The organism is Pseudoalteromonas sp. SCSIO 43201 (assembly GCF_023716725.1).
GTDB classification, from domain to species: Bacteria; Pseudomonadota; Gammaproteobacteria; order Enterobacterales; family Alteromonadaceae; genus Pseudoalteromonas; species Pseudoalteromonas peptidolytica.
In genome coordinates this window covers 1,344,156-1,364,660 of sequence record NZ_CP072683.1, presented here as the reverse complement: position 1 = coordinate 1,364,660, position 20,505 = coordinate 1,344,156, and the positions used below count along the sequence as shown (strand labels likewise).

Here is a 20,505-nt window from a genome sequence, read left to right as displayed (position 1 = left end):
CATCCTGTAGGCAAGGCAAATTTACGCATTAATAGCTGGCCATTAGAAGTGAATTCAACGCAGCCAGCGCAAAAATCAGGCAATAAAAATCACTATTTATCAAAAAGTTAGATTCCCTAGTTGAGCAATAGCATAAGTTGAGAGAGTGAGCGAGTTGAAGTAGGAAAGTAGTTGTAGCAACTTCTATTGCGTTGCTGTACTGCCAAACAACCTAGATCAATACAGGAGTTTCAACTGCGAAATATCAGAAGATTAGCAGTAATAATATTTTTCTTTAATTCTGCTATGACCAGTCGCAAAGAGTAATTTACAACAGTAGCATAAGAAGGCGTTATTAGTGATGACTCAGTTCTCAGGGGCTCCCCAACTTGCGTCAATAAACTATCTATATAAAAAAGAGGCCCAAGAGCCTCTTTTGTTTTAATTTTGAGAGTGAGTGTCATTTTTCCAGCACAAAGTTGGCATGCTATGTGCTTTACTTAACGTGTTCATTGTTTAAATGAACGCAGTTGGATTTTAAGCTCCTCCGCTTTATCATCCAATTCGGTGTCTAGGCAAATACCCCATTCGGCCTAGGCACCTTTACCTTCCTATGCTTATCCTAGTAGACTCAAAGCAGCCTGAGGACGCTGGTTAGCCTGACTCAAGATTGTTTGGCTAGCCTGTTGAAGGATCTGCATTTTCGTTAAGTTTGCCGTTTCTTGCGCAAAGTCTGTATCTTTGATACGTGATTTAGCAGCAGATAAGTTTTCAGCAATATTCGACTGGTTACGAATTGTTGACTGGAATCGGTTTTGTACCGCACCAAGCTCAGCACGTTTCTTATCAACTACTGCAATCAAAGCATCCATACCGGCCATTACTGCTTGCGCATTAGCTTGTGTCGATACTGAAATACCTGATGCAGTGAAAACACCAGAGAAACTTGTTGCATCCGCTGAAACCCCAACAGAAGTACTGATCGTTCCGGCAGTTGCACTCAACGAAGCTCCGGTTACACCACTTGCAATACCTGCGATACCTGAAAGCGTAAAGCCGCCATTTGCCACTAAGCTGTTCGTAGTCGCGCCTACAGTTTGCATACTGAAGCTGATTGTTTGAACAGCATCGGCACCTACTTGGAAGTTAGCAGCATATGAGCCGTCAAGTAGGTTTTGACCACCAAACGTTGTATCTGCTGCAACACGGTTTACTTCTTTTGATAGAGATTGGATCTCTTCTTGAATCGCCAATCTATCTTCGTCAGTATTAGAGCCGTTTGCTGCTTGTTGTGCTAGCGTACGGATACGCTGGAACATTGAGGTAACTTCGTCCATTGCACCTTCAGCAGTTTGTGCTAGAGAGATGCCGTCGTTTGCGTTACGATTACCTTGGTTTAGACCATTAATTTGTGATGTTAAACGGTCTGAAATTTGTAGACCTGCCGCATCGTCAGCTGCGCTGTTAATACGAAAGCCTGAAGATAGACGCTTGAATGATGTATCTAGTGAGTTACCAGAATTCATTAATTGTCTTTGTGCGTTCAATGAACTTACGTTAGTATTTACATAAAGTGCCATGATGGTTCTCCCACTTTAAATCGAGTCTTTCACTCTCAAACTTAGATTCTTTTCCAACCTTTGAATGTTTTTCACTCTCCGGCTTGGTTAATTAAGTTATCGGTCGGCAAAATATTTCCTTTAGTGTTTTTTTTAAAAAAAATTTATCATCATGATTAGTATAGATTTTTATCTTGAAACCAAACTATTTGACAAAGTTTTGACGGCAAGACATTACCAGCCTTAAATAATTACTAACTATATATAATTCAAACTGTTGGGTGAGAAAGGTAAAGTTTTAGTAGTTGTAGGGGAAGCAGCCTGTAAAGGCTGCGTTTTAACGAATGTAGTCCAGTAAAGAAAGGTTAGTTAAACGACCAAATGTAGCTTGAGAGGCCTGCAAGGCGGTTTCATGCTTAGTAAGCTCAGAAATCGCAGAGTAAAAGTCAACTTCCATCAGCGCTGCTTTATTAGCTTTGTTATCCACATCAAGATCTGAGTTAGCTTGTTCGACCAATTTTGCAGCATTAAGTCTGCCACCAAGTCCTGCTTGAGCCTGTGATACCTTTATCTTTGCGTTATCCAAACCCGTAATGCCATCCGCAAGTACCTGTTTGTAATCTTCCCCCGTAATGCTTGGGTCTCGTAAAGAGGTGATCATAGATTCCAACGTGTTAAGAATATTTTCTTTCTGAGGCTTTTCTAAATCAAAGCTGATTTGCCCGGGTGCTGCGCCATCATACTTAAACTCCATCCCTGCTACTTTTACCGCATTACCTTCAAAGGTACCTGTCGAGATAACCGTACCGCCTTGCTCCAACTGATAGGTGTTTGGTGTGCCTGCAGCTATGACTAAATCAAAAGTATTCGCTCCTGCAGGAGCGGCAGGGTCTGCGTTGTAGTTTGCTTTGTGAAATTTATCAAATACTGCTTGCTCATCAACATAGACAGATGCCGAAGTCACCCCGCCAGATACAACCCCTGTATTTGAAGTGATATTGAGGCGTTTGTCTGCACTCTCAAAAACGTCAAAGCCATTGTCACTTGAACGAACTTCAACACTTTCTGCTATTTTTATTTTATGTTGACCTTGGTCGCCGTTGTAAACATACTCTCCGCTCGCTGAATCGAAGCTGTAAGTTTGCGTATTGTCTTGATAGCCAGAAAATATAAACTTTCCATCTTCGCTTTTGGAGTTCATCAAATCCAAAATTGTGTCTTGGATTGATTCTAACTCGTCAGCAATTGATGCACGGTCAACATCCGACAGGCCACCATTACCCGCCTGAATGGATTTTGCATACGCACTATCTATCGCTGTTTTAATATTTTCCAAAACCGACTCTTGGGTATCCAACCGCGATGACAACATCGTTAAATTTTTTGTGTATTGATCGTTTGCTTGAATTCTATCGTCAAACAACATTGCTCTGGCGGTCGCGGAAGCGTCATCTGACGCACTCAATACCCGCTTTTGAGTATTAAGCTGTTGTGTGGCTTTATTAACATCTTGCTGATTACGCAAAATAGAATTGAGATTTGAATTAAAAATTTGATTTTGAGATAAACGCATAATTACCTCGCGGCACTTAATAAGGTATCAAATACAGTTCTAGCTGCAGATATCACCTGCGCTGATGCTGAATATGATTGTTGAAAACGTAATAGGTTTGCAGCTTCTTCATCCAAGTTTACGCCAGATAAAGATTCAAACCAGGCACTGGATTGGCTAGCAAGTGCCTCAAATGCTGCACTATTTGTTTTTGCCTGGTTGGTGATAACACCAACACCCGTCACAATATCGGCATACGCCTCGTTAAACGTTTTATGACTTTCGGTGCTGCCGGTAGACTCCACATTCTGTCTCACTAAATCTGACGACTTCAGGCCATCTAACGCAGCACCATTACGGTTATCATCAAAACCACCTGTATTAAAACTAATCTTGAAGCTGTCACCTGTATTCGGCGTTCCTTCAATGTCGAATGTGAATCCAAGATTATTAAACGGTGCAGGAGCTGCGCCAACTGTCGATAGGATATCTTTACCATTAGCAGGCGCGGTAAAGGTGTGATTCACCCCCGACGCACTAGTCAATGTGTACTCATCAGCATTTGCCGTTTTAGTTAACGTATACGGGCCATCATTTAATGTTGGCGGCGTAGTGGCCGTAAATGCACTTGTTGTTGGGTCGGTATCCGTTACCGTACCCGCTGAAATTGTCGCCGTTCCGTTATTATCAGCAGATTTTTCAGTACGAATAGGCGATGCCAGTGCCAGCGCTTCAGGCCTTTGTGTCGCTAGTTCTAGACTTGTAGCCGCTTGTTGATTTAGTTTTACTAGAAATTTATCTCCGGTTGCCCCAGCACCGGTGACATTCATTTGCAAACCAAAATAATCCCCAGTACCCGTTATAACACCAGCGGCAATGGTGCCAGTTGTAGGGCTACCAATAGGATTGCCTTTAGCATCTACTGCGGTAATTTCTACCGTTGTCGGGCTGGTGTAAGTGACTTGAAAGTCAGTCGCAGGCAACTCATTGCCGCGACCAGGTTCGAGCGTTGCCGTTAATGTAGCTGTACCGGTATTATCGCTATAAGCAAAACCACCTACAGTAGGGATTTTAAACAAGTCTCCACCTATATTACCGTCTAAGTCCATCCCTAACTTATTTTGTTGATTAAAGGCATCCGCTAGTGCAAGTCCTATCTGACCCAGTTGATTTTGTGCTGGAATTAATACTTCGTCCCTAAAAGCAAGTAATCCACCTATTTTTCCCTTCAAACTGCCACTATCTAACTCTAACTGCACAACATTTTTATCTTTGATATCCAGAACAAGTGATTTGTGGTTGGGATCAGGATCTCCTTTATTTGAAAATAAGTTAAACGCACCTCCTTGCATAACAAGGGCATCACCCGTGCCAAGAAAAACAAGCTTTTCGCCATTTTCACCATCGAGTGTCTCAATATCTACCAGTTCAGCTAGATCTTTAATTGCTTGGTCTCGCTCGTTGAGCACACTGTGATCAACACTATTAAGGTTAAGCGCTGACTGGCTCGCCACTTGTTTGTTTAACTCACTAATTTTTTGTACTAAGTTGTTTGCCTCTTGCGAAAAAATATCGAGCTGATCATTCACAATACTACTTTGATCAACTACGATACCTGACAACCTGTCCATTTGATCAATTAATCCCTGTGCACCTGTCATAAATAGAGATCGGTTTGTGGTAGATGATGGTAGGTTGACTGCACTCTGAAGATTATTAAACATTGCGTTAATGCTTTTACTCAGGCTGTTAGACTCTTGAGCAAATAACGTATCAACGCGACTGGACTCAGTCACAAACTGCTCGTAATAAGATTGGTTTGAAATATCTCGGTTCAACTGTTGCTGTGCGAACTGATTAAGTAGGCGCACGGTTTCACCACGGCCAACCATACCACCTATCATCGTACCGTGTTCTGTTCTCTCACGGATATAACCTTTGGTATTTAGGTTTGCGATGTTTTTACTGGTAGTTTGCAGTAATTCTGAGTTTGCTCTAACTCCTGCAGCTCCAATGTTTAATAGATCAAATGACATTTCATCTGACTCCCTTTGTTAACGCACCAGATACCAAATCGGATATATCTATGCGTTTTAAAACAGACTTAATTTTGTTGGCATAATTTGGGTCAGTCGCATAACCCGCATTTTGTAGTTCATCAAGATAGGCATGACTGTCTTCGGCTTTGGCGAGCGCCTGTTGATATCTCGGGTTATCTTGGAGAAAACTGACATAATCATTAAAACTTTGCTCTAATGAATGATAAGCACGAAAATGTGCTTGCTTCTTCACAGGCAACCCGCCTTCAAACTCAAGCGTCGATTTTTTGGCACTCTCTCCATCCCAACGGCTATCAGCCTTAATATTAAAGAGATTAAAACTGCTGCTACCATCATGTTTGCTAATAATGTGTTTGCCCCATCCTGTTTCTAATGCTGCTTGTGCAACCATTACCGCAGGATTTAACCCCAGCTTTTTCGCAGCTGACTGCGCATAGTTCCAGACACTTTCGACAAATTCTTTAGGCGAACCAAACCCTGTTTGTTCATCACTATTTTGTGTGCTCAAAGCATCTGACCGCTTTATTGTTGTTGGAGCTGGTTGGTTGGTCGCAATGTCAGCGTCAGCACGTAGGACAGAAGCTGGCTTATACTTCTCAGAGTTAGGCGATAGTTGTTGCACGATAAGGTCTGCAAGTCCTAAGCTACCTTTTTCAGATAAGTGCATAGAAAGTTGCTGGTCGTGCATTTCTTCAAAGAATTTCACGCCACTAGAGTTGAAAGGGCTATCTTTATCTTCCAGCGCTTCATTCGCTTTTCTCATACTTTGCAATAACATCTGTGTGAAAATCGATTCAAACTGCTGTGCAGCTTTTTTCAGTGCTTGATCTGACGCTCCCTGATCACCAGCTCCCTTGAGTGCCTCTTTACGGATCGAGTCAAGGTTCCCTAAATCGAAAAAGCTTTGATTTTTTAACTGATCGGTATTCATAACACTACGCACTATTTACAATTCTATAGTTCAAACAATGCAATATACGAGCCAAAAAAAAGCCTCACTATTGTGAGGCTAACTAATTGATTAATAATAAAACACTATATGACGACTAATTGACCATTTATAGCACCAGCCTCTTTTAATGCTTCTAGAATCGCCATTAAATCACCCGGAGCGGCCCCGACTTGATTAATCGCTCTTACTAAATCGTCAAGACTAACACCTGGGTCAAATACAAAAGCACGAGAGTCATCCTGATCCACATCAATGATACTTTGCTGTGTAACCACGGTTTCACCATTTGCGAGCTCATTCGGTTGTGAAACATTTTGCTGTTCAGCAATCGTCACTGTCAGTCCACCATGAGTAATAGCCGCTGGTTGAAGTTTGACATTTTTTCCTATCACAATAGTCCCAGTTCTTGAGTTGACAATAATTTTAGCGGCGGTGTCCGCAGGTTTAAACTCAAGGTTTTCCAATGTCGAAAGGTAGGCGACACGCTGTGATGGGTCGCGCGGTGCAATTACTCTAACAGAGGCAGCGTCCATCGGCTTTGCACTATTTGGTCCCACCAAATCGTTAATGGTATCAGCCAGACGCTTTGCAGTTGTGAAGTCAGGTCTATTAAGGTTGAAGGTAATATAATCGCCTTGTGTAAATGGACTTGGGACTGCTCGCTCAACAGTTGCTCCATTAGCCACTCGTCCAACTGTAGGCGTATTAATAACGACCCGGCTGCCATCAGCACCGTCTGCACCTAACCCGCCAACAATCAAACTTCCTTGGGCAATAGCGTATACGTTACCGTCAACCCCCTTTAGGAAGGTTTGCAATAAAGTACCGCCGCGCAAGCTACCAGCACTACCAATCGATGAAACCGTCACGTCAATGGTTTGACCAGGCTTCACAAAAGGAGGTAAATCAGCATGTACTGCCACCGCAGCCACATTCTTGATTTTCGGCTTAAGCGATGCGGGCATAGTGATCCCAAAGCTATTAAGCATTGCTTTGAAGCTTTGCTCTGTGAATCTGGTTTGCTCCCCAGTTCCAGGAAGACCAACCACTAGTCCATACCCCACTAGTTGGTTCGAACGAACACCTTCAACCATACTGACGTCTTTTACCCGCTCTGCAGCAGCGAAGGATGGATAAAGTATTAGTGATGCAGTAACGCAACTAAAGAGAAAATACTTAAGAAATTGAATCATTTTCTGCATCCTTAAAATGGCATGATGGCACTCATGAAGAAACTAGTTAACCAACCCGCACTTTGTACTTCTTGTTGATCGCCTTTACCGGAATATTGGATCCTCGCATTCGCAACTCGATTAGATTCGACCGTGTTATCGGCAGTCACATCTTGCGGTCTAACCAGCCCTTCCAGTCGAATAAACTCTTCTCCGGTATTAAGTGTTAACCACTTCTCCCCACGGATCACCAAATTTCCATTAGGTAGAACACGCGTCACATTCACAGAAATATTGCCAAACAGACTATTTGACTGATTCGACTTCGAATCGCCTGAAAATGACGAGCTAGATTTCGCACCAAACTGAATTGCTTCATTACCTATGTTTATTGCGTTGGCACCCAAACCAATAATGGGATCTAAGCTTGAGTCACTTGACTTATCTAACTCTGAATTAGCTGCTTTTGTTGCCTGAGTCGTCTCGCGCAGCACGATCGTAATAATGTCCCCGACCCTCAACGCTTTTTTATCTGCATACAAATCATTTGAAAATTGTGTATTAAACAGTGATCCTGTGGCTACTATCTGTACTTGGTTATCTTCAGGATAAATCGGTGCATAATACGGGTCATCACGCACCACACTTTTGTTTTGGGTCGTACTACATCCAGACAATGCAGCTACCGTTACTATGGCCAAATATAATGCACGCATATTACCCCCTACCCAGTTACAACTGCTGGTTAATGTAGCTCAACATCTGGTCAACAGATGAGATAACTTTAGAGTTCATTTCATAGACACGCTGCGTTTCAATCAGATTAACTAATTCTTCAGTAACGTTTACGTTCGATGTCTCGAGTGCTCCTTGAACAATTTTACCAAGCCCTTCTACACTTGGGTTACCTTGCACTGGAGCACCACTTACCGCTGTCTCTGTATATAAGTTCTGCCCTATCGGCTCTAGACCTGAAGGGTTAATGAAGTCACTAATAGTCAACTGGCCAATAACAACATTTTCAGCTTGACCAGCAACACGGACTGATACTTCACCGTCCTGCGATATAGTGATTGATTGAGCATCATCTGGCACGTTCATCTCTGGCAACACCGGGAAGCCGGCACCTGATGTGACGACGCGACCTTCTTCATCAGTGGTAAATTGTCCGTTGCGAGAATAGGCCGTCGTTCCATCCGGCATTTGTATTTCAAAAAAACCTGGGCCTTGGATCATCCAGTCTAAAGAGTTTTCTGTACTCAACATGTTGCCTTGTGAGAAATTCTTTTGGTTCGCCACCACTTTAGCACCGGCCCCAAGCATCAGACCTGAAGGCAACTCTGTATCCTGAGAGCTTCTTCCTCCTGGCTGGTTAATATTTTGGTATAACAAATCTTCAAAAATCGCACGACTCTTTTTATATCCAACAGTACTGGCGTTAGCCAAGTTGTTAGAGATAACTGAAATATCGGTTTGTTGTGCATCCAAACCGGTTTTACTTATCCACAATGCAGGATTCATAATTTCTACCTCACTCTTAAACTATGCGTAGGAGCGAAGTGTGTCGCTCATCTATTTCTTCAGCTGTTTTCATCAGCTTAATTTGCATTTCAAATTGTCTTTGATGATTGATCATATCAACCATCTCGTGAACTGGATTTACATTAGACATTTCTAGGAAGCCGCTCATCACTTTGGCGGTAGGTGATACCTCACAAAAACCGCAGAACCCATCTTCCAAAGTGTCTTCTTTGGGCCTGAATAGGCCGTCATTTCCTTTTTCTAGTTTGTTGCTGTCAGTCTTTATAATCTTCAGCCTATCAACAACCTCTAGAAAATTAGCAGGCGCTCCTTGTGGACGAACTTGAATGGAGCCATCATCGCTAAACACCACTTTATCTACAGGTATGGGTAGAACAATCGGCCCACCTTCGCCAATAAGTTGACGCCCATGAGCAGTAACTAACGCACCGTCATTACGAATATTCAACGTACCAACTTTGGTATATGCTTCTTCGCCTGATGCGTCAACAACACTGATCCAAGACTTATCATCAACAGCTATATCTAGCTCCCGACCGGTTTCGACTATTGCCCCACCAGTCATATTAGTTCCTGGGCGCTCTTGCATTGCAAACACACGGGTAGGTAACCCTTCACCAAATGCCTGCATTGAACGAGCCTGTGCAAAGTCCGCTTTGAAGCCAGTCGTGTTGGCATTTGCTAGGTTATTCGCTTTTAACGCCACACCACGTAAGCTTTGCTTAGCGCCTGACATCGCGATATACACCATTTTATCCATGACGATGACCTATAAAATTCTAACTTGGTATATGTAATGCAAACTCAATGCCAAAATGGTGAAGTGTTTTTGACGGGAATAAAAAAGGCTGCTTGAGAAGCAGCCTTTGGAGGGCATAATATATTATCGTATCTGTAATATATTCTGTTGTAATGTTGAATTAACTTCGAGTGCTCGCGAGTTAGCCTGGAAATTACGCTGTGCGCTTATCAAGTCAACCAGCTCATTAGTTAAGTTTACGTTTGACTGCTCTAAGGCTGAAGAGCTAATACTGCCTAAAGTACCAGTGTTAGGTTCCCCTGCCAGTGGTTCACCAGAGGATAGACTCTTCTTCCATTCAGTATTGCCTATCGCTTGTAGGCCTTGTGAATTTGGAAAACGTACTAATGCAACTTGACCTAAATAAGTGGAGTCGCCATTAGTGTAAGATGCAACTACCTTACCATCAGAGCCAATATCAATTCCCGCCAAACGGCCAACTGTGGCACCATCTTGTTCCAATGCTTTTACTTCAAATCGACCTGACGAGTATTGAGTCGGCAGCTTTTGCGCTGTGTTTGCTTCATCGCGCCAGTTTACGACAATATCATTGGGAAAAGTCGCACCATTATCAAGCAAATTCGACATACCAATTGTCGGATCCGTTGCGTCTTGTGGGCCTGCCAGACTGAGCGGGTTAAAAGTCGAACCGGTATTATTATTAAAAACTAGCGGCGTTGCTGATGGGTCAGCAGCAGTCTGTGATGGAATACCACTGGCATCAAAGCGAAATACACTGACAGGCGTATACGGAATTGGTGGCGTTGCCGTCGGATCAATCTGTCTGGCATTATGGTTAAACGGTTTGTCATCTAACGTTGCATAGGTAGACCATTCATTGTCAGCTGTTTTTCTGAAAAATAGCTGTAGCGTATGAGACTCACCAAGCGAATCATACACGGTAATAGCCGTTCTGGAGTTATACGACGCGCGTTGCTCTGGGTCAAACGCAATCGTCGGTGGCTGAACCGTTGCATCAAGGTTGAACGACGTATAAATCTGAGATGTGGCACGAGGCGAGCCTGACGCGTCTGGGATTTGTACTGGCGACGTGGTACTCAAACTCAATGATGTGGTATCACCTGTTGAGGGGTCAACTGGGAACCCCTGCAAATAGTCACCTTTGGCGTTTACAATAAAGTTGTCTTTATTGAGTTTAAACGCGCCAGCTCTAGAATACGTGAAGTCCTGTGACTGTAATGAGTTTGACATGGCAAAATAGCCCTCACCCTCAATCGCCAAATCAAGTGAATTCTGTGTAAACTTGAGTGAACCTTGGTGAAATTGCTGCGCAACCATAGTGGTTTGCACACCATCACCATTTTTCGTTTTACCTGAACTAAAAACAGACGAAGCGTATACATCAGCAAATTCTGCTCGAGACTCTTTAAAGCCTGTGGTGTTTACGTTAGCGATGTTATTTGCCGTTACATCCAAGTCTTTTTGCGCGGCCGCAATACCTGTCAATGCTATGTTAAAACTCATACTCTCACCTCTAATTTCTTAAGGTTAATTCTCTAAAACTATTATGCTATTTCAGCAATGTCAGTTAAGCGCACCGCGCCTTCTTTCGTGTTAATAACGATGCCATTTGCACCATTAACATTCACACTATCTATATTTCTGAATGTCGCAGATGGAAGTGTCTGGTACTCACCTTCAATCATCCCTTCAGCTTTGATGGTGTACTCACCCGGAGGCATTGTTTCACCGTCTTTATTTTTACCGTCCCACGTAAACCTCACAGCACCGGCGCTTTGCTCACCGAGCTCTAATGTATTCACCAGGGCACCAGCTTCGTCATAAATTCCTACGGATAAATTCTGTACCGGCTCTTGAACAATAACAGAGCCTTTAGATAAGGAATCTCCACCATGCTCTAGTGTCGTAGACTCCAGCAACGCCTTTTTACCAATTAATGTTGACGCTTGTAATGCCGAGTTTGAAGTCATGGATGCTGCTAACGAGTCAAAGTTCTCATTAAGCTTCGAAATCCCCTCAGCCATTGTAAAACTCGTCATTTGCGCAATCATCTGGTCATTATCAGCAGGTTTACTCGGATCCTGAAAGGACAGCTGTTGAGTAAGTAGCGAGAAAAAGTCTTCTTGCGACAACTCATCTCTGGGCTTTTGCTCCTCGGCCTGCTTTTGCCTGTCCCAGTAGAGTGAATCTACACCCGTTGATGTGGCATTTACGTTATTACTCATCAGCTGTTACTCCCAATTAGCGCTGGCCTAGTTGCAGCGTTTTTGTCAGCATCTGTTTTGCTGCATCTGCAACTTGTACATTGGTTTGATATGAACGGGACGCTGAAATCATATTTGCCATCTCTTCCACCACATTCACATTCGGTTTATAAATGTAGCCATTTGCATCTGCACTGGGATGATTGGGGTTATACTCCACTTGAAGTGGCTTATCACTCTCAACTACACCCAGCACTTTAACTCCTACAGATGAACCGGCAGCATTGCTTTGAGACGCTGCGGCCTTGGTAAGTTCAGCGGCAAAAACGGGATGTCTAGCTCGATATACTTTATCTTGGCTAGAGCTAACGGAGTTTGCATTAGATATATTACTCGCGGTCGTATTCAGGCGCACATTTTGTGCACTCATGCCAGAACCTGCTATATCAAAAACGTTATATAAACTCATCGTTATGCCCCTTGACTACCTAGAGCTTTTTTAAGCCCTTTGAACTTACCAGATAGAAACTGCATACTGGCTTGGTACTCTAATGCGTTTTGTACATACAAGTTTCGTTCCACCTGTATATCAACTGAGTTACCATCACCTGTATCTGCTTGATTTGGCGAACGATATAGCTCAGATGAATTACTCATTTTAGTACCACCACTTAGGTGCTTGGCATCTGTTCTGACCATATCATTGCCGCTTCTTTGCGATGACTTTGCCGCTTTCAAGGCACTCGCAAAATCGATATCTTTCGCTTTATATCCTGGAGTATCTGCATTTGCGATATTGCTTGCTAAAATTTCAGCACGTTGAGAACGAAGTAGCATTGTGTGCTGATGTACACCCAACGCTTTATCGAAACTGATTGCCATTATCTCACTCCAAAAATTTGACTCATTAGGTAAAAGCAATATTCAGGCCAATTAGAAATTTATTTTAAATCCTTACAATTCAAGAGGGTAGTAGCATATCAATAGCAGTTAATATTCTTTGTATCAGTTTACACAGTACAATATAGGGAATTTGTATCGGCATTAAAGGGATGACTTTCACGATTGTGACAATCTCAAGAGTATGCCTATGTGAATAAAATAACGGCAGAGCGTTTAAAGTAACTTGGCGGAGTGGTACTGGTTTGTATAATGCCGACTCAATTTGAAGGAGTAAATCTGATGCGAACTGCGTTAAAAGTGTCTTGTTTATTTAGAGCAACTCAATAGCGAAATTTTTGCCTGCCTACAGAGCGTAGGTACCTCAGCATAAGACGGTTATTGACAAGATTTTCTCGCCTGAAAATAGACCTCTTAATTAAGGTAATTGGTATTAGGGATCACAGCGGCTGGATAATAAGTTATTATTTCGAGCTCAAATTGGTTAAGTGGATTAATATTATCAGTAAGAATTTAGAGTCTAAAAATAGCTCACTAGATGAAAGAGGCTGTTACAGTTAGTGAAGTTGTTGTCAAAGTTTAAGGCACCTGCTGGGTACAGCGTTTTTGTACCGCAATAAATCAACAGGCAAGCTTCCCTGCTGCCATTATTGTGTTAAGCTTTCTTCTGATAAATGATACCAGGATTACACCTGATCATGTTGAAGTCATCGCTTAACCCGGCCATTGACTCTGAGGCTCCCAAAAACAAATACCCATTTGGATTAAGTGATTGCGCAAACTGCGAAATTATTTTTGCCTTCACCTCAGGTGCAAAGTAAATCAGCACGTTGCGACAGAATATCACATCAAACTTTCCCATCAGCGCATAAGAATCAAGTAGGTTCAAATGCCTAAAGCTCACCATTTTGCGGATTGGCTCAACCACCTTTGCCATGCCATTACCACTATCAGTGAAAAATTTCTTTCTGCGCTCTGGGGATAAGCCTCTGGCTAGTGCAAGTGCATCATATTCCGCGTTCTTGCACATATCTAACATAGTGTTAGATATATCAGTGCCTACAATTTGTACACCCATCTTCAGCGAGCCTGGGCTCTTGCTTGTATATTCATTCGCCGACATCGCTATCGAATACGGTTCCTGTCCTGACGAACTGGCAGCAGACCAAATCTTTACCGGTCGCCTTAAGTCTTTAAACTCTGGCAAAATTTTGGTTTTGATTAGCTCAAATGGGTAAGTGTCGCGGAACCAAAGCGTTTCATTTGTGGTCATTGCATCAACCACGGCGGCACGCAGTTGCCGCTCATGTGGACTAAGCGTTTTAACCACTAAAGATGAAAGCGTTTCCACACCGAAACGAGCCATAAGAGGGGCTAACCTACTTTTAACCAAGTATAACTTATTGTCACCCAGCACAATACCGCACTGTTGTTCCAAAAAAGTTCTAAATTGATCGTACTCTTTTTGCTCTAAATGCTTATTTTCCAAGTGCTACCACCAGCTTTAATCACAGTGAACCCATTTTTTAACCGCTGCTGCCAACTCATCAGGGTTAAACTTTGCAATAAAATCATCAGCGCCGACTTTTTCTATCATCGCTTGATTAAATACACCACTCAATGAAGTATGAAGTATTACATGCAATGGCGCTAATTTCGGATCCGCTTTTATTTCTGCTGTTAATGTATAGCCGTCCATTTCAGGCATTTCAACATCAGAAATTAATAATCCAACGCGCTCAGTGACATTATTTTGACAGTCTACTTCTGCTATCTCTCGTAATCTGATTAACGCCTCCTTACCATTTTTAGCCAGCTCGGTTTGAACACCCAGAGGCTCAAGCGCACGTTTTACCTGATTACGAGCCACAGCTGAGTCGTCAGCAATGAATACTATACGTTCACCAAGATCTTTTTGCATCTCACCATCAGATACAATATCGGCACTCACTTCTGTATTGATTGGACAGATCTCATTGAGAATCTTTTCTACATCTAAAATTTCAACTAATTCATTTTCAATTTCAGTTACCGCTGTCAGGTACGAATAACGGCCTGCACCAGACGGTGGCGGCATTATTTTTTCCCAGTTCATGTTGACGATACGCTCAACAGCACTAACTAAAAAGCCCTGAACGGAACGGTTGTACTCAGCAATAACAATAAAACAATTGCGAATATCCTGAATAGGTGGCCCACCTACTGCAAGTGACATGTCTATCACAGAAATAGTTTGACCACGAATATGGGCTACCCCCCTGATTAGAGGGTTTGACTTTGGCATACTCGTGAGTGCTGGGCATTGCAGCACTTCCCGGACTTTAAACACATTGATGCCGAAGCGTTGTCGACCTTGAAGCCGAAAAAGTAATAGCTCGAGACGGTTTTGACCAACCAGTTGTGTTCGTTGGTTAACCGAGTCTAAAATACCTGCCATTTCAATCTCCTACTGTATAAACCGCTAATCGGAACGATCTTTGCTTCGACTCTGATATGGTTTACCACCCTTGATTAGGTGCAGTTATTAAAGCAGAATCTTTATACCTTGTTTCACCCCATAAGCATAGTCGAAACATCATGAGTTTGTTAAAAAAAACCCGTTACATTCAACTTTTTTGTTTGTTCGCTCATTTTATAAGCATAGGATATGGCCACTGTCAGCAATATGACAACAAAGCCTTGGAACAAACTGCTGTCGATTTTGTTGCTCCACAGGTAGAACTTGACCCTGATAGCCAACTATCAATATTTGCTATACCACTTGACTCAAGAATCCCCACTAGAGTGTGTCAAGCACCACTGGTACACAGCACAGCAGCGACACCACCATTTAATACCCAAGTTACTGTTCAAATAAAATGTGATGATTTACAAGGGTGGACACAGTATGTGCATGTGCGCATTGAACACTTGTTTCCAGTGTTAGTTAGCGCGACCATGCTAGAAAAAGGTAGAGTGATAACGGAAGATGACATTAAAGTCGAAATGCAGCCTAAACGGTTTCGCCGAGTTTCATATATAGAAGACCAAACCTTATTAATTGGTAGTCGCAGTAAAAGAAACATCCGTGAAGGGCAAGCATTTACACAGTCACATATTTGTATGGTTTGCAAAGGCGACAATGTAACTATTTTTGCCAAATCAGGGGGGCTTGTTATTAAAACTCAAGGTGAGGCAATGCAAGATGGCAACAGGGGTGAACTAATTACTGTGAAAAATACTCGCTCAGGCAAAACCTTACGTGCTAGAGTAATAGAAGTGGAAACAGTAGAGGTGAATTTATGAAAAATTTGCTAAAGTAATACTGTTTCGCGCCGATATTATGGCTGAGAGTATAATATTATTGGGTCTATAATCATGGTCAATCAAGTTAACGGTCAAAATCAGTCCTCCACCGTTGCAAACAACGTTAAACAGCAAAAAGCTGAATTGCAACGAAATGAGGCCAGTGCTACAGCGGCTAAAGCGCCCGCTACCCCAAAAGCTGCGGCAGATTCCGTCAGTCTAACACCACAAGCACAGCAATTAAAAACAGTGAATGAAAAGGCACAGCAGTCTTCAGGCTTCGATGACAAGAAAGTCGAAGAGCTGAAAAAAGCGATAGCTGAAGGCAAATACCAAGTTGATGCCGAAAAACTGGCGAAGAACATAGCTGCATTTGAGTTTGAAATATATGGATAATTTGGTTCGGCTTTGCCACCACAAACTTTGTGAACAAATTGTAACGCTAGAAGCGATGACCCAGCTTCTGGCGCGTGAGCTTGATGAACTAGCCTCTCGCCGTGGCGACCACCTCAAAGAGGTTGCACGGGAAAAACTCTCTTATATATCCAAACTTCAAAAGCTCGATAAGGAGCTAGCGCAGACAGACCCTAAAGTATTTCAGCACGCTGAGATAGTGCCCTTGGTGAGTAAAGTACGCGCGTTACTTGCCGAATGTCAGACCAAAAATGAAGTTAACGCCAAAACAGCTCATCAAGCCAACGTCAGCACAAGAGAGCTAAAGAGTATTTTAATTGGTGCACCAACATCCGTCACTTATGGTCAAGATGGCAACGTCAAGAGCAGTGATGGTGAACTGGTAAGGAACCTTAAAGCTTAATTGGCACTTTTTACCTAAACACGCCTTATGCTCTAATTTAACGTCGCCCCGCTCCTATAAAGAGTTGCACTCCGTATTATTAGAACCTTGTCCATGTTCTAATAAAAACAGTAAAGCACTTGGCTATAGGTAGTTAACCCGAACTTCAAACAATTAATTCGTTTCTAGCGGCTAGTTTTAGCGCTAGCTGTACGCTGAGTTCACTTTCAATAGTCAGCGATTGGTGCGTAAATTTATACCAATTTTCTTAATTAAGTAGTCTATTTTGAGGCAAGCAAATCTTGTCGATAACTAGGCGAAAATTTCTTATTTAGTTGTTCTAAATAAGAAATTTTTAAAGCTGTTAGCGTCAAATTGGTATTACCTTGCCTTCAAGACGTAGGGACCTTAGCGAGAGCAGGACACGGAAGCGATGCGTTTGCCTAGAACCCTCTGGCTAGACAAGAGAAATATTAAGTTGTGCGTTAGCAGCAACGAGTTAGAACATCCCTTATCCAAACCTCAGGGTAGTTACACGCAAATTTATGCTATTTGAAGCTATACGACACTTTTTTAATCTTTTGCGGCTTAACTTGCGTGATGTATAGATCATACACCCGCTTCATATCCAGCTCGAGTTCGGTAGCGTATGTATCTCCCACTGCGTAACTCTTCAGCACTTTTGCCCCTCTCACTAACCCATTTACTTGGCTTTTTAAGCCATCATTTTGTGCTATGGCACCTTTGACAGTCGTAGTTGATGTTAACTTTTGACCGTACAACTGTTCGGCAAGCTCTCGATATGCTTCTAGCTTTGAAACTTTAATCGCCATTAACTGTTTTTCACCAGCAGTATTTCCAGGCTGGGCACTTAACGGCGCATACCCAACAGCACGTAGCACTGGGAAAGTATCAGGCTGGACTGTCTCATATTCAATATGCTTATCGATCATGCTTGAACAACCGCCAAGCAAAACCAGAGCACAAACCATAATCCAAGCATTATTAGGACTGATGATACGCATTTTGCTTCTCTCCACTATGTATCGATGTGCTACTACTGCCCTGATACAATTCTTATTACCATCTGCTAGCATGGTAATAGTAGCAATCATTGATATGAATAATTCACTGATAAGTATTATGCACGAATCTTGCCACAATTTGGCATAGGTATTGCTGTTGTAATAAGTAGTCTTAACACTGAGTATCTGAGTATGAAAACGCAATTCGCACTGAGCCTTTCATTTATATGTATGGTATTCCACATTCCATCTCACGCAGAATGGTTTGAGGTGACTGGGGTGGCTGATATAAAAAATGGCGACCATCAGAAAGCAAAAAAGCAGGCTGTTAATGATGCCATCACCCAAGCACTACTTTTTTCTGGTGCAACCGTAAGCAGTGTGCAAACCGTCACCGACGGTGTGCTTACGCAAGATCAGTTGAAAATACGCGCTAATGGTGAAATTCAGGGTGCTAATGTAATTGCAGAATCAAGAGTGGGTGATGCTTGGCAAGTAACACTACATATCGATATCACCCCACAACAAAGTCAATGCTCTACCAGTGCATACAATAAGCAAATTGCAATAACACAAAGTCAACTCAAAAATAAGCATCAAGCTACTTTGGGTCAAATTTTTGACATTAACAAGATTGTCAGCGAGCGCCTTTATCATACCCTATCAGATCAGAATCAAAGCGTTGAACCGGTGCCCTATTTTGCTCAAAAAATAGATGTAAATCGATTTTTTAGTCAACGATTCGATTACAACGAGCAGTTAATCGAAACAGTAACAGCAAACACAAATAGTCAGTATGTATTACTTAGTCAAATTTCAGATATTTCTAGCGTCAACAAACTCAACAACGACCTTGCATTTTGGCAAAGCGATAAGTATCTAAGGAGCTTTAAAATAGAGTTTATACTGTTTGATGCTCTTTCTCATGAAAAGGTCTGGCAACAAAGGTACGGTACTCAAGGAGTATGGCCTTTTAAAAAGACCAAATTAGTTGATGTATATAGTGAACAGTTTTGGCAAACTGATTATGCGGCTGAAATTCAAACTGTGTTGAACCAAGTCAGCGTCGATCTGAACTCGGCCATCGCCTGCTTACCCACCCATGGTAAAATACTGCATATTGATGACGAGCAAGTTGTGATTAACTTAGGCCGTATGCATGGGCTGGAAGAGGGTCAAGTGTTGAGCATTGCACATAGCAGCCCCCTTACTGACGCTGGTGGTAATGTCTTTATGCGTCAAGTTAAAACGTTGAATAAATTGCAAGTCATCCAAGTCAACGCCCAGACAGCTATTGCTGTAAACCAAGAACAGCGACCGCTTAACAATGTTCAAATTAATGATTTAGTTGAAATTCACATAGAGAAAGACGACCTGTTTGCCCTGTGATACCAATTTTTCAATTACGTGATGTACCTCCGGACAGGAAAGTAATATCAGTGATCTTAATTAAGTGGTTTATGTTAAGACAAGAGAAGCTTGTCGGTAGCCAAGAGAGTTTTTGCTATTTAGTTGCTTTAAATAAGAAATTCTTAACGCTGTTAGCGTCAGATTTACTCCTTCTAATTGAGCAAGTTTTAAGTCAAATTGGTATTATTCTGCCATAAGATATTGTTAACTCAATTAGGGTCAGATTTACCCCTTTAAATTGAGCATGTCATCCTTTTGGTTCAGACACAGAGCGGACGATAACGAGTGGAGAAAATTGTAACAGATAAGCCACTATTGAGATGGCGTCCCCAGTAGGAATCGAACCTACATCTAAGCCTTAGGAGGGCCTTGTTTTATCCATTAAACTATGGGGACAGCGAAGACTGTGGCGCAAAATGTACCAGCAAAATTCCACTGACTGAAACTTAGTATACTGATTTTTATGAACTTTTAAAGAGTAAAATCATGCAATTATGATGCACTGCTCGATAACACCTAATTTTTAATTATCACGCTTCTAGCCACACTTCAATAAACACAATCTATAATCGTATGCAATGAATAAGCTTAATTACAATGCCTTCATCTGAAGGCATTAATAATCGGAAGCTAAAAGCGGTACACCTATCTTGATGCCGTAGCCCCACCATCTAAAATAAAGTAAGGGATCGTGACTGCCGTTGTCGCTATCACTAAGTTTGTTGAAAATTCAAGAAGTCGCGCATTAACTTCTACCCCACGGGGGCGATAAATCATGGTACCAGACAGAATATGACTTGGTGCTTTGACGCTCTTTAATCTTTGCGCTTCCCGTGAAAATACTAAGTCACCACTTGGCGCTACCTCTATTTTTCCCAGTGCTTTAAAGTCCAGAGCTTGATAGCCTAATTTTTGCATCTGATGAATGAGAGATTCAGCAATTTGATTACCCAGTTGATTGGTGTCACGCAAAGACTGATTGAAATTCACAAAGCTTGCCACAGCTATCGATTCAGGTTTTTGCCCCAGAATGGTGTCTGATAATTCCAACGCAATTTGACTCGCATAGTTTGCGACAGCTTTACGATGACGATAGCTAATAAAACCCATGTCTTGTGTTACTGGCGACAGGGTCGCGTCATCATTTGACTGTTCTTCCATCAGCGCATACAAAAGCTCCATATCACTGGGCTTGGTTTCAATCGGTGCAGGAGATTGCTCTTGTGTCATTTTGCACCCACCTAGCAGTGCCAATGTGGTTGCAAAAAGTACTACATTTTTCATGTTC

20 protein-coding genes and 1 tRNA gene are annotated in these 20,505 nt (G+C 42.2%); 4 read left to right on the top strand and 17 right to left on the bottom strand.

Annotated features, from left to right (window positions below; genetic code table 11):
- Positions 1-596: 596 nt before the first annotated feature.
- The 14 genes from J8Z24_RS05805 to J8Z24_RS05740 all read right to left on the bottom strand — a co-directional run bounded on the left by J8Z24_RS05805 (position 597) and on the right by J8Z24_RS05740 (position 15,138).
- On the bottom strand, positions 597-1,559 hold the full coding sequence (locus J8Z24_RS05805; protein WP_125252061.1) for a flagellin N-terminal helical domain-containing protein: 963 nt from the start codon (positions 1,557-1,559) through the stop codon (positions 597-599).
- Positions 1,560-1,875: 316 nt separating this feature from the next.
- The gene (gene flgL, locus J8Z24_RS05800; RefSeq protein WP_176031893.1) at positions 1,876-3,111 is read right to left on the bottom strand and encodes a flagellar hook-associated protein FlgL; all 1,236 of its coding nucleotides are present in this window, start codon (positions 3,109-3,111) and stop codon (positions 1,876-1,878) included.
- Positions 3,112-3,113: 2 nt separating this feature from the next.
- Positions 3,114-5,126 (bottom strand): FlgK family flagellar hook-associated protein, encoded by a 2,013-nt coding sequence (locus tag J8Z24_RS05795; protein ID WP_176031894.1) that lies wholly within the window; start codon positions 5,124-5,126, stop codon positions 3,114-3,116.
- A 1-nt stretch (position 5,127) separates the two neighbouring features.
- A complete protein-coding gene (gene flgJ, locus J8Z24_RS05790) occupies positions 5,128-6,081 on the bottom strand; it encodes a flagellar assembly peptidoglycan hydrolase FlgJ (protein WP_176031895.1) in 954 nt (317 codons plus the stop codon).
- 104 nt (positions 6,082-6,185) lie between these two features.
- Positions 6,186-7,304, bottom strand: coding sequence for a flagellar basal body P-ring protein FlgI (locus J8Z24_RS05785; protein WP_373865591.1), 1,119 nt, complete (start codon positions 7,302-7,304; stop codon positions 6,186-6,188).
- 2 nt (positions 7,305-7,306) lie between these two features.
- Positions 7,307-7,990, bottom strand: coding sequence for a flagellar basal body L-ring protein FlgH (gene flgH / locus J8Z24_RS05780; RefSeq protein WP_125252066.1), 684 nt, complete (start codon positions 7,988-7,990; stop codon positions 7,307-7,309).
- 16 nt (positions 7,991-8,006) lie between these two features.
- The gene (gene flgG / locus J8Z24_RS05775) at positions 8,007-8,795 is read right to left on the bottom strand and encodes a flagellar basal-body rod protein FlgG (protein ID WP_099640599.1); all 789 of its coding nucleotides are present in this window, start codon (positions 8,793-8,795) and stop codon (positions 8,007-8,009) included.
- A 16-nt stretch (positions 8,796-8,811) separates the two neighbouring features.
- Complete coding sequence (locus J8Z24_RS05770) at positions 8,812-9,576, bottom strand: flagellar basal body rod protein FlgF (protein ID WP_252095463.1); 765 nt, start codon at positions 9,574-9,576, stop codon at positions 8,812-8,814.
- Between the two features lie 123 nt (positions 9,577-9,699).
- Positions 9,700-11,100: a flagellar hook protein FlgE gene (flgE, locus tag J8Z24_RS05765; RefSeq protein ID WP_128729610.1), complete on the bottom strand. Its 1,401-nt coding sequence runs from the start codon at positions 11,098-11,100 to the stop codon at positions 9,700-9,702.
- Positions 11,101-11,141: 41 nt separating this feature from the next.
- Positions 11,142-11,822, bottom strand: coding sequence for a flagellar hook assembly protein FlgD (locus J8Z24_RS05760; protein ID WP_147390774.1), 681 nt, complete (start codon positions 11,820-11,822; stop codon positions 11,142-11,144).
- A 16-nt stretch (positions 11,823-11,838) separates the two neighbouring features.
- A complete protein-coding gene (flgC, locus tag J8Z24_RS05755) occupies positions 11,839-12,270 on the bottom strand; it encodes a flagellar basal body rod protein FlgC (protein WP_125252070.1) in 432 nt (143 codons plus the stop codon).
- Positions 12,271-12,272: 2 nt separating this feature from the next.
- Positions 12,273-12,683, bottom strand: a complete 411-nt coding sequence (gene flgB / locus J8Z24_RS05750) for a flagellar basal body rod protein FlgB (protein ID WP_125252071.1) — start codon at positions 12,681-12,683, stop codon at positions 12,273-12,275.
- Positions 12,684-13,356: 673 nt separating this feature from the next.
- The gene (locus tag J8Z24_RS05745; protein WP_252095462.1) at positions 13,357-14,190 is read right to left on the bottom strand and encodes a CheR family methyltransferase; all 834 of its coding nucleotides are present in this window, start codon (positions 14,188-14,190) and stop codon (positions 13,357-13,359) included.
- Between the two features lie 15 nt (positions 14,191-14,205).
- Positions 14,206-15,138, bottom strand: coding sequence for a chemotaxis protein CheV (locus J8Z24_RS05740; RefSeq protein WP_125252073.1), 933 nt, complete (start codon positions 15,136-15,138; stop codon positions 14,206-14,208).
- 140 nt (positions 15,139-15,278) lie between these two features.
- Between J8Z24_RS05740 and flgA the strand changes: the two genes are divergently transcribed.
- The 3 genes from flgA (at position 15,279) to J8Z24_RS05725 (ending at position 16,803) form a co-directional block, all read left to right on the top strand.
- Positions 15,279-15,986: a flagellar basal body P-ring formation chaperone FlgA gene (gene flgA / locus J8Z24_RS05735; RefSeq protein ID WP_176031898.1), complete on the top strand. Its 708-nt coding sequence runs from the start codon at positions 15,279-15,281 to the stop codon at positions 15,984-15,986.
- Between the two features lie 72 nt (positions 15,987-16,058).
- Positions 16,059-16,382: a flagellar biosynthesis anti-sigma factor FlgM gene (gene flgM, locus J8Z24_RS05730; RefSeq protein WP_125252075.1), complete on the top strand. Its 324-nt coding sequence runs from the start codon at positions 16,059-16,061 to the stop codon at positions 16,380-16,382.
- Entirely contained in the window at positions 16,375-16,803 is a 429-nt protein-coding gene (locus tag J8Z24_RS05725; protein ID WP_252095461.1) for a flagellar protein FlgN, read from the top strand. The genes flgM and J8Z24_RS05725 overlap by 8 nt, the downstream gene beginning before the upstream one ends.
- Positions 16,804-17,330: 527 nt before the next feature.
- Here the strand turns inward: J8Z24_RS05725 and J8Z24_RS05720 are convergent.
- Entirely contained in the window at positions 17,331-17,807 is a 477-nt protein-coding gene (locus tag J8Z24_RS05720; RefSeq protein ID WP_128732337.1) for an LPP20 family lipoprotein, read from the bottom strand.
- Positions 17,808-17,999: 192 nt separating this feature from the next.
- Between J8Z24_RS05720 and J8Z24_RS05715 the strand changes: the two genes are divergently transcribed.
- Positions 18,000-19,196, top strand: a complete 1,197-nt coding sequence (locus J8Z24_RS05715; protein ID WP_176031900.1) for a flagellar assembly protein T N-terminal domain-containing protein — start codon at positions 18,000-18,002, stop codon at positions 19,194-19,196.
- Positions 19,197-19,538: 342 nt separating this feature from the next.
- Here J8Z24_RS05715 and J8Z24_RS05710 read toward each other — a convergent pair.
- Both J8Z24_RS05710 and J8Z24_RS05705 read right to left on the bottom strand, forming a co-directional pair.
- Positions 19,539-19,613, bottom strand: a tRNA-Arg gene (locus tag J8Z24_RS05710).
- Positions 19,614-19,862: 249 nt separating this feature from the next.
- Positions 19,863-20,501, bottom strand: a complete 639-nt coding sequence (locus J8Z24_RS05705) for a FlgO family outer membrane protein (protein WP_128732340.1) — start codon at positions 20,499-20,501, stop codon at positions 19,863-19,865.
- Positions 20,502-20,505 lie beyond the last annotated feature (4 nt).

Bases quoted from the DNA above. Each gene is read 5' to 3' on its own strand.
- J8Z24_RS05805 (WP_125252061.1), bottom strand. From the start codon at position 1,559: ATGGCACTTTATGTAAATACTAACGTAAGTTCATTGAACGCACAAAGA.
- flgL (WP_176031893.1), bottom strand. From the start codon at position 3,111: ATGCGTTTATCTCAAAATCAAATTTTTAATTCAAATCTCAATTCTATT.
- J8Z24_RS05795 (WP_176031894.1), bottom strand. From the start codon at position 5,126: ATGTCATTTGATCTATTAAACATTGGAGCTGCAGGAGTTAGAGCAAAC.
- flgJ (WP_176031895.1), bottom strand. From the start codon at position 6,081: ATGAATACCGATCAGTTAAAAAATCAAAGCTTTTTCGATTTAGGGAAC.
- J8Z24_RS05785 (WP_373865591.1), bottom strand. From the start codon at position 7,304: ATGCAGAAAATGATTCAATTTCTTAAGTATTTTCTCTTTAGTTGCGTT.
- flgH (WP_125252066.1), bottom strand. From the start codon at position 7,990: ATGCGTGCATTATATTTGGCCATAGTAACGGTAGCTGCATTGTCTGGA.
- flgG (WP_099640599.1), bottom strand. From the start codon at position 8,795: ATGAATCCTGCATTGTGGATAAGTAAAACCGGTTTGGATGCACAACAA.
- J8Z24_RS05770 (WP_252095463.1), bottom strand. From the start codon at position 9,576: ATGGATAAAATGGTGTATATCGCGATGTCAGGCGCTAAGCAAAGCTTA.
- flgE (WP_128729610.1), bottom strand. From the start codon at position 11,100: ATGAGTTTTAACATAGCATTGACAGGTATTGCGGCCGCGCAAAAAGAC.
- J8Z24_RS05760 (WP_147390774.1), bottom strand. From the start codon at position 11,822: ATGAGTAATAACGTAAATGCCACATCAACGGGTGTAGATTCACTCTAC.
- flgC (WP_125252070.1), bottom strand. From the start codon at position 12,270: ATGAGTTTATATAACGTTTTTGATATAGCAGGTTCTGGCATGAGTGCA.
- flgB (WP_125252071.1), bottom strand. From the start codon at position 12,683: ATGGCAATCAGTTTCGATAAAGCGTTGGGTGTACATCAGCACACAATG.
- J8Z24_RS05740 (WP_125252073.1), bottom strand. From the start codon at position 15,138: ATGGCAGGTATTTTAGACTCGGTTAACCAACGAACACAACTGGTTGGT.
- flgA (WP_176031898.1), top strand. From the start codon at position 15,279: ATGAGTTTGTTAAAAAAAACCCGTTACATTCAACTTTTTTGTTTGTTC.
- flgM (WP_125252075.1), top strand. From the start codon at position 16,059: ATGGTCAATCAAGTTAACGGTCAAAATCAGTCCTCCACCGTTGCAAAC.
- J8Z24_RS05725 (WP_252095461.1), top strand. From the start codon at position 16,375: ATGGATAATTTGGTTCGGCTTTGCCACCACAAACTTTGTGAACAAATT.
- J8Z24_RS05720 (WP_128732337.1), bottom strand. From the start codon at position 17,807: ATGCGTATCATCAGTCCTAATAATGCTTGGATTATGGTTTGTGCTCTG.
- J8Z24_RS05715 (WP_176031900.1), top strand. From the start codon at position 18,000: ATGAAAACGCAATTCGCACTGAGCCTTTCATTTATATGTATGGTATTC.
- J8Z24_RS05705 (WP_128732340.1), bottom strand. From the start codon at position 20,501: ATGAAAAATGTAGTACTTTTTGCAACCACATTGGCACTGCTAGGTGGG.